The organism is Candidatus Propionivibrio aalborgensis (assembly GCF_900089945.1).
Classification (GTDB): domain Bacteria; phylum Pseudomonadota; class Gammaproteobacteria; order Burkholderiales; family Rhodocyclaceae; genus Propionivibrio; species Propionivibrio aalborgensis.
The window spans coordinates 1-6230 of sequence record NZ_FLQY01000058.1 but is presented as its reverse complement, the minus strand read 5'-3'; the positions used below and the strand labels follow the sequence as shown (position 1 = coordinate 6230).

5 protein-coding genes are annotated in these 6230 nt (G+C 57.0%); 2 read left to right on the top strand and 3 right to left on the bottom strand.

Annotation, left to right across the window (positions count from 1 at the left end; all coding sequences use genetic code 11):
- Window positions 1–106 precede the first annotated feature (106 nt).
- Window positions 107–3016 carry a valine--tRNA ligase gene (locus PROAA_RS04210; RefSeq protein ID WP_186410136.1) on the top strand — a complete coding sequence of 970 codons (2910 nt, stop codon included), beginning with the start codon at window positions 107–109 and terminating at the stop codon, window positions 3014–3016.
- A 58-nt stretch (window positions 3017–3074) separates the two neighbouring features.
- On the opposite strand, the gene PROAA_RS04205 is transcribed toward PROAA_RS04210, so the two are convergent.
- From PROAA_RS04205 to PROAA_RS04195, 3 genes are read right to left on the bottom strand one after another with little or no spacing between them, the layout of a single operon-like run.
- Window positions 3075–4064 (bottom strand): AEC family transporter, encoded by a 990-nt coding sequence (locus PROAA_RS04205; protein WP_245664153.1) that lies wholly within the window; start codon window positions 4062–4064, stop codon window positions 3075–3077.
- A gap of 32 nt (window positions 4065–4096) precedes the next feature.
- Window positions 4097–4585, bottom strand: coding sequence for a disulfide bond formation protein B (locus PROAA_RS04200; RefSeq protein ID WP_186410135.1), 489 nt, complete (start codon window positions 4583–4585; stop codon window positions 4097–4099).
- Between the two features lie 11 nt (window positions 4586–4596).
- Window positions 4597–5760, bottom strand: a complete 1164-nt coding sequence (locus tag PROAA_RS04195) for a DesA family fatty acid desaturase (protein ID WP_186410134.1) — start codon at window positions 5758–5760, stop codon at window positions 4597–4599.
- Window positions 5761–5934: 174 nt separating this feature from the next.
- Between PROAA_RS04195 and PROAA_RS04190 the strand changes: the two genes are divergently transcribed.
- On the top strand, window positions 5935–6230 hold a 296-nt coding region (locus tag PROAA_RS04190; protein ID WP_186410133.1), incomplete at its 3' end, for a response regulator.

The window sequence follows — 6230 nt, the reverse complement described above, 5'->3', positions numbered from 1 at the left end:
ACTAGCTCACGCCTCCCCACGCGTCGCGAGGCGCGCCCCAGCGCAATGGTTCGATCCGGTATAATCGCCCGCTTTCCTCCATTCTCATACCCACATCCCGTCCATCATGGAACTTGCCAAAAGCTTTGAGCCGGCCGACATCGAGCGTCGCTGGTACCCCGACTGGGAGGCCAAGGGCTACTTCAACGCCGGCCTCGACACCAGCAATCAGAATGCTTTCTGCATCCTTCTGCCACCGCCCAACGTCACCGGCACGCTGCACATGGGACACGGCTTCAACCAGGCGATCATGGATGCGCTGACGCGCTACCACCGCATGCGCGGCGACAACACGCTGTGGCAACCGGGCACCGACCACGCCGGCATCGCGACGCAGATCGTCGTCGAACGCCAGCTCGACGCGCAGGGTATTTCGCGTCATGACCTTGGCCGTGAAAAGTTTCTGGAAAAAGTCTGGGAGTGGAAAGAATTCTCGGGCAACACCATTACGCAACAGATGCGTCGCCTCGGCACTTCACCGGACTGGACGCGCGAACGCTTCACGATGGATGCCGGGCTGTCGAAAATCGTCACCGAAACGTTCGTCCGCCTGCACAAGGAAAGACTGATCTATCGCGGCAAACGACTGGTGAACTGGGACCCGGTGCTACACACCGCCGTCTCCGACCTCGAAGTCGTTCAGGAAGAGGAAGACGGCTTCATGTGGCACATCCGCTACCCGCTGGCGGATGGCTCGGGATCGCTGACGGTGGCCACCACCCGCCCGGAAACCATGCTCGGCGATACGGCCGTGATGGTGCACCCGGATGATGAGCGCTACAAATCGATGATTGGCAAAATGGTCAGGCTGCCACTGACCGACCGCGAAATCCCGATCATCGCCGATGCCTACGTTGACCTCGAATTCGGCACCGGTTGCGTCAAAGTCACACCAGCGCACGACTTCAACGACTATGCCGTCGGTCAGCGTCACAAACTGAAAATGATTTCGATTTTGACATTGGATGGCAAGATAAAAAGCTCACCAAACGATGATTTCGCTTATGGTCACAGAGCGGGACGAGCAGTTTCAGTCATGTCAGATAACGTGCTAGTTGGTAAAGCAACCAGTGAGATGATTCCGGAGAAATATCACGGAATGGATCGCTTCGATGCGCGGAAACAGATAGTCATTGACCTCGAAGAACAAGGATTTCTAGTCAAAACGGACAAGCACAAACTGAAGGTGCCGCGTGGCGACCGTACCGGCGTCGTCATCGAGCCGATGCTGACCGATCAGTGGTTTGTTGCAATGAGCAAAAACGGGGCTGACGGCACCAGCATCGTCGGCAAGGCACTTGAATGCGTCGCGTCGGGCGAAATCAAGTTCGTACCGGAGAACTGGGTCAACACTTACAACCAGTGGCTTAACAACATCCAGGATTGGTGCATCTCGCGGCAATTGTGGTGGGGACACCAGATTCCGGCCTGGTATGACGAACAAGGAAACATCTATGTCGCCCACGACGAAGCCGAAGCCAGGACCCAGGCTGCGGCCAAGGGCTACACCGGCGAACTCAAGCGTGACGAAGACGTACTCGACACCTGGTATTCCAGCGCCCTCTGGCCGTTCTCGACTCTCGACTGGACACCCGAGTGGCCCGGGAAGTCGAACCCAGCGATTGATCTCTACCTGCCGTCGACAGTGCTCGTCACCGGCTTCGACATCATCTTCTTCTGGGTCGCCCGCATGGTCATGATGACCAAACACATTACCGGAAAAATCCCGTTCGAACACGTCTATGTGCATGGCCTGATCCGCGACGCGGAAGGCCAGAAGATGAGCAAATCCAAGGGCAACGTACTCGATCCGATCGACCTGATCGACGGCATCGGCCTCGATGACCTGGTCAAGAAGCGCACCACCGGTCTGATGAACCCGAACGATGCAACGAAGATCGAAAAGCGCACGCGCAAGGAATTCCCCGACGGCATCCAGGCGTTTGGCACCGACGCACTGCGTTTCACTTTCCTCTCACTGGCCAGCCCCGGTCGCGACATCAAGTTCGACCTGCACCGCTGCGAGGGCTACCGCAACTTCTGCAACAAGCTGTGGAATGCCACGCGCTTCGTGCTGATGAATACCGAAGGCCAGGACTGCGGCATCGATGCCTGCACGCCCGACCAATGTTCAAAACAGCTCGATTTCTCCTTTGCCGACCGCTGGATCGTCAGCAAGCTGCAGCGTACCGAAGCCGAAGTCACGCAGCACTTTGCCGACTACCGCTTCGACCTGCTCGCCCGCGCCATCTACGAGTTCATCTGGGACGAGTTCTGCGACTGGTATCTCGAACTGGCCAAAGTACAGATGCAGAGCGGTACCGTCGAGCAAGCCCGCGCCACGCGACGCACACTGCTGCGCGTGCTGGAAACCGTGCTGCGTCTGGCTCATCCGCTGATCCCCTTCATTACCGAAGAGCTCTGGCAAACGGTCGCTCCATTGGCCGGAAGGAAGACGCACGACTCGATCATGCTCGCCGCCTACCCGAATGCGCAGCCGGAAAAGATCGACGAAACCAGCGAAGCGAAAGTGAAGCAGCTCAAGGAGCTGGCGTACGCCTGCCGCAACCTGCGCGGCGAGATGAACCTTTCGCCGGCACAAAAAGTTCCACTGATCGCCTGTGGTGATCGGGATTCTCTGGCTGGATTCGCGCCCTACCTCAAAGCGCTGGTCAAGCTATCCGACATGCAGATCGTCGACGTGTTGCCGGAAGACACCAACGCGCCGGTCGCCGTGGTTGGCGAAACGCGTCTGATGCTCAAGATCGAAATCGATATCGCTGCCGAATGCGAACGGCTGGAGAAGGAAGTTGCGCGCCTTGAAGGTGAGATCGTCAAGGCACAGGCCAAGCTGGGCAATGAAAGCTTTGTCGCCCGCGCGCCAGCCGTGATCGTCGAGCAAGAAAAGAAGCGGCTTGCCGAATTCATCGCGACGGTCGAGAAGCTCAAGCAACAGCTTGCGCGCCTGAAACGCTAACCCTACGACCTCCACGGCGCCGGAAGGCAGCCTCGTTTACCCACCCACGGCATCTCAATCAAGCCGGGTGAATTCCCATTACCCAGACCAGCCCGGAAAAGGTAAAGAATGACAGCGCCGTGGACACCATGATAATGCGCGAAATGCGATCGGAATCGACACCGAAACGCTCAGCGAGCATTGAAACGTTACTGGCACTAGGCAGCGCGGCAACGAGGATAAGCGCCGTAAGCGTCTGAGTATCGAAGGCAAAGCCCATTCCCTGCGCGACACGACTCGCCAGAAATATCAATAGGGGATGGATGAAAAGCTTGGCCAGGGCCACCGGCACGTAGTCCATCGGCGGACTGCTGTGCGTCGCCCTCACCGCGTTGCGGGCGAGAATTGCGCCAATTGCAAACAGGGCAACCGGCGAAGCGGCATCCGACAGCAGGCTGATCGTTTTACCCACCGGCTCGGGCATTGTCAGACCCGACCAGCCGAACAGCGCCCCGGCGGCAATCGCCCACGGCATCGGATTGGACACCGCGCCTCGAAGTGAGCGAAAGATAGCCTGGATTGACGTGCGCCATTGGCGTGACTCACCTGTAGCGCCTTGCATCCGCGCCATCGACAAACAGAGCGAGCTGGTCAGGAAGCTATCGACCAGAATGGTCACAATCACCACCCCAACGGCCTGTTCGCCGAGCAACGCAAGAATCAGTGGAATGCCCATGAAACCGCTATTGGGGAAAGCCGCAACCAGCGCACCGAAAGCCGAGTCCCTCATACCGACCCGCTCATTGCGACTGAGCACCATCGTCACCGCAACCAGCAACAGCGCACAAATCGAATAAAGCAGTATCAATCGAACGTCAAGCAACTGCGCCAACGGTGTTGCCGCGCCAAAGCGGAACAGCATGGCGGGCAACGCAAAATACAGAATAAAGATGATCAGGCCGGGAATCGCTTCGATTGGCAGCATGCGGCGTCGCGTTGCCACATAGCCGCACAGCACCAGTGCGAAGACGGGGAAGGTAAGGGTCAGGACAGACTGGAAGCTGTGCACTTGCGCTCAACTGCTGACTGAATGAATCGTTTTCACAGTGTCTTGCGCTTGAACCCCAACCACACGGCGACGCCCAAGAGGCCTAAGAAGAAGACAACCGACCAGTTGGCCAATGAAAGCCCAAGGAAGATCCAGTCCTTCGTGGTGCAAAAACCGGTGACCATGAACATTGCCGGCCATTGCATACCAAACCAATCGACAATCCGCTCAAGCAGTGTCGGATCAGAATAGCCGCATTCAATCACCTGCTCGGGCGCATACTGCATCCAGCTCTGCTCGATTGCGGTGATCACCCCGCCAATGGCCGTCAGACTCACCAGAGAACACCACAGCCTGCGCCAGCGAGGAATCAGCACGCCACAGAGTGCAAAGAAGGCCAGCAGAAGGTAAAGCAAACGCTGGAAAACGCACAGGTAGCAGGGTTGCAGTCTGGCCCATTCACCGAGGGCAAGACCAGCCGCCACAAAACCGATCGATGCGAGCGCCAGCAAGCCAAAAACACTGCGGGGGGAAAGGCGCATTGCAGTTTCGGTCAGGCCAGCGAATAACTGCGCAGGCGCAACGAGAATTCCTGCAATTGGCGAACACCCGAGGTTTCAGCGCGATGGCACCAGTTCTGCAATTCCTTGATCAACTGCTCGCGCGTGGCGTTGGAACGCGCCCACAGGGCAACCAACTCTCCGCGCATGGTATAGCTCGTTTGCAGCGCGCTACTCTGCTTCAGGAGCAGTTCTAGACGTCCCCGGGAATCCTCAGGAACAGTACTGGCATCTACCGCCAACCAGCGCTTCAACCCTTTGAACTGTTTTCCATTCTTCGTCTTGGCCAGTTCCTCACGATAGAGCTGGCCTATGGACTTGGCATAACCAGCCAAGACTTCGTAGCGGTTGGCAATAACCGCCTGCAGGGTTTCGAAGTCAATCGTCGCGCGTACCTTCCCGACAACCGGGACGGGCGCCACGTTCTTCACCTTCGCCAATCCCAGCGCTGCAAGAATACAGATATAGCCCCAGCCAAGATCAACCTCGTACCATTTATTCGAGAGTTTGGCTGATGTCGCATAGGTATGGTGATTGTTATGCAACTCCTCGCCGCCAATTAGTAACCCGAGCGGGAAGATGTTGGTGCTGGCATCGGGTGTATTAAAATTCCTGTAGCCCCAAAAATGCCCCAGGCCATTAATTACACCCGCAGCCCAGAATGGAATCCACACCATCTGAACGGCCCATATCATGGCGCCATAGACAAAGCCGAAGACGGCCACATCAACGGCCAGCATAAGCACGACACCGAGCTTCTGCCAGGGGGTATAGAGATGATTCTCGATCCAGTCGTCCGGCGTGCCGTGCCCGTACCGCTTGAGCGTATCGGCGTTGCGCGATTCCTTGACATAAAGAAATACGCCAGTCCACAACACGCGGTTGATGCCATAGATCTGTGGACTGTGAGGGTCTTCGGCCGTCTCGCACTTGGCATGGTGTTTGCGGTGAATGGACGCCCATTCCTTGGTTCCCATGCCGGTCGTCAGCCACAGCCACAAACGGAAGAAATGAGCGGGCAGCGGATGCAAATCCAGAGCGCGATGCGCTTGATGGCGGTGCAGGTATATGGTTACTGAAGCAATCGTTACATGGGTCAGGCCCAGCGTCACAAGTACATAAGCCCACCAAGGCCAATCGACAATTCCAGCGTACATATTCCCTCCAGTAAGTTCAGCCAAGCATTCTAAGTCATTTGACAGGCAAGACAAAACCGATATTTGCCTCGCTTTCCCGACAAAATGAGGTGATCGAACTGAAATGGCGCCTGCCGCGTCGTCGTTTCTTTCAAGGACGTATATTCTGCGACTTCAACCCGTTATCATTCGATTATGAAAACACGAATCCTGCTGGTCGAGGACGACGAGCGCCTTGCCAAACTGACTGCCGAATATCTCAGCAAGAACGATTTTGAGGTTTCCGTCGAAATCCGCGGCGACGCGGCGGAATCCCGGATTCTCGAGGAGAATCCCGAATTGGTCATCCTCGATGTGATGCTCCCCGGCAAGGATGGCTTCGAGGTCTGCCGGTCCGTACGTGCGCAATACAAGGGCGTGATCCTAATGCTGACGGCCCGCGACGAAGATCTCGATCAGATTCTTGGACTTGAGCTCGGAGCCGATGATTA